The 1928-nt window shown below is 39.5% G+C and carries 1 protein-coding gene; it reads right to left on the reverse strand.

All coding sequences use genetic code 11. The annotated features are described in order from the left end of the window. Nucleotides 1-778: 778 nt before the first annotated feature. The gene (locus H6G26_RS41375) at nt 779-1114 is read right to left on the reverse strand and encodes a hypothetical protein (RefSeq protein WP_190737902.1); all 336 of its coding nucleotides are present in this window, start codon (nt 1112-1114) and stop codon (nt 779-781) included. Between the last annotated feature and the right edge of the window lie 814 nt (nt 1115-1928).

A 1928-nucleotide genomic window follows, 5' to 3' on the forward strand; every position in this document is an offset into this window, starting at 1 on the left:
ACATAATAATCCTGCTGCTATTAGAGATCGGTAGCGCTTACGCTGGTTGTTGGCAGATTTATTTAGGTTTAACATGGAAGCAGTTTATTTTTTTGCTGGACTTTTATCCTGGGTTTACACGCAGGGTAAGGTTCGGCAATTTCTTAAAAAATTACCGATTATGTCAAACCCGAACGTTAAGATTTAGGAAATGCATACTTAATGAGTTAAATCAGTTACTTATCTCAAAAAGTATATTGAAGCAATACACAGTAATAAATCGCCTATCCTATCCGCCTTCAGCCTTGATAACTAAAGCTTATAGCCATAAATACGGATAAATTGCTCTTTTTTGCTGCCGATTACTCGTACAAGTAGAAATATAAGTTTAACTATAAAAATATACTTCAGTATAAATAACGAATTCGTTCAATGAGGACAAATTTTGTATGAAGATATACTGTCTCGTTAATGAATATAACTATGTAGTACACAAAGAATATGCAATGATTGACTCGACCATTGTGCGTATCACAGTTCTGACTTTTCCCGCTAAGTCTCTTTTGCAAGCTACCAACCTTCTCTACGTTCGCGCAGCGTGTCGCAGACAGACGCTACACGAACACAGAGGCCGTGCAATTTTAAGGAATTTGAACCTTTCTCACTAATTGCACGACGACAGACAAAATCTTTATAACCCTTCTGCCAACTGAGCCTTCTGCCTTAAAGCGCGTAACCTTTCATCATCACCAAAAGTTACCAAGAACTAATAACTGAACTGCATTGCGTGAATATTAGATTATCCAGCCAAACTCTCGACGCTTAAAGGAACTATATCACCATTCCTAGCCAGTCCTAGCAACATCGGTTCTTGGGATTGAATTAGTTGACCTGTGAGTACACAGCGTTCTTCTTGTTGAGCGGTGGCAGCGATGCTGGCTCGAATGTCGGTTCGGGAAAATCGAGGCTTCCATGAACCTGATTTTTGCTGAACATAATTCCAAAGGACATCTCGAATTAAAGCTTGATATCCCTGATAACCAGCTACTTCTTTGAGCTTATCTTTGAGTTCTCGCTCTAGGCGGATGCTGGTAACTTCCATATCAGTGGTTGGGATGCGAGCGCTCGTATGCATTACTATTTCTCCTTGAAGGTATAGACAAGATATAGGACTAGTATTTGATTTTTGAAAAAAATACGAGAGATTTGAAAACTTCACAACCCCTCTATCCGGCAGTCTGATGCCAATCAAGCCCAAGCGCAAAACCCGCCGAGGCAGCTAGCTAGCTGGGACTTTTCGCACTTATCCCCCACTTACAGTCATCCTGGCGAATGTATACTGTAGGCCGAACCACTACTTTGAGAACACATGAATAACTATAGATGAAATCAATTTTTATTGATATACCTGAAGTTAGGCAAATTCGATAATTGTTTTAGAAAATAAAAATATTAGAGAGAAACAGCCCCTTAAAATCATTCTGTTCCCTATCTAAAGGAATATTTTAAGCTGCTATAAACTAATCGTCATTCATTTTTCCAGAATGATTCGCTTGTAGTAAGGGCTACCCTACAAGTTCTGCTCCCGCAGTACAGCCCTACTTTTATGCAACTTAAATGCCAATTAGCTTATGACCGAATGGCACGCTTGTTAAGCGCAAAGCCATGATATAGCTGAATGAGAGGGTGTAGGGAATTAAGAAGATGTTGAACTCCTTGACGCAACTAAAATTTAATTGTCTTAAAACTACACCCTACCCCCTACACCCTGCCCTGACCAGATTTCAGCTTTACAAGCGTGCCATTCAGCTTATGACCCTTTTGAGAGCGAAAGCTAATGATTGTTTTTTGGTGCTTCAACACTTAAACTAAATTTGATTTACAACAGCTTTCAAACGCTTTAAACGCTGATTCTGTTCTGACCACTTTTTGCAAGCATCTTTAACGAT

Source organism: Nostoc sp. FACHB-888, from assembly GCF_014696655.1.
Classification (GTDB): domain Bacteria; phylum Cyanobacteriota; class Cyanobacteriia; order Cyanobacteriales; family Nostocaceae; genus Nostoc.

Bases quoted from the DNA above. Each gene is read 5' to 3' on its own strand.
- H6G26_RS41375 (WP_190737902.1), bottom strand. From the start codon at position 1,114: ATGCATACGAGCGCTCGCATCCCAACCACTGATATGGAAGTTACCAGC.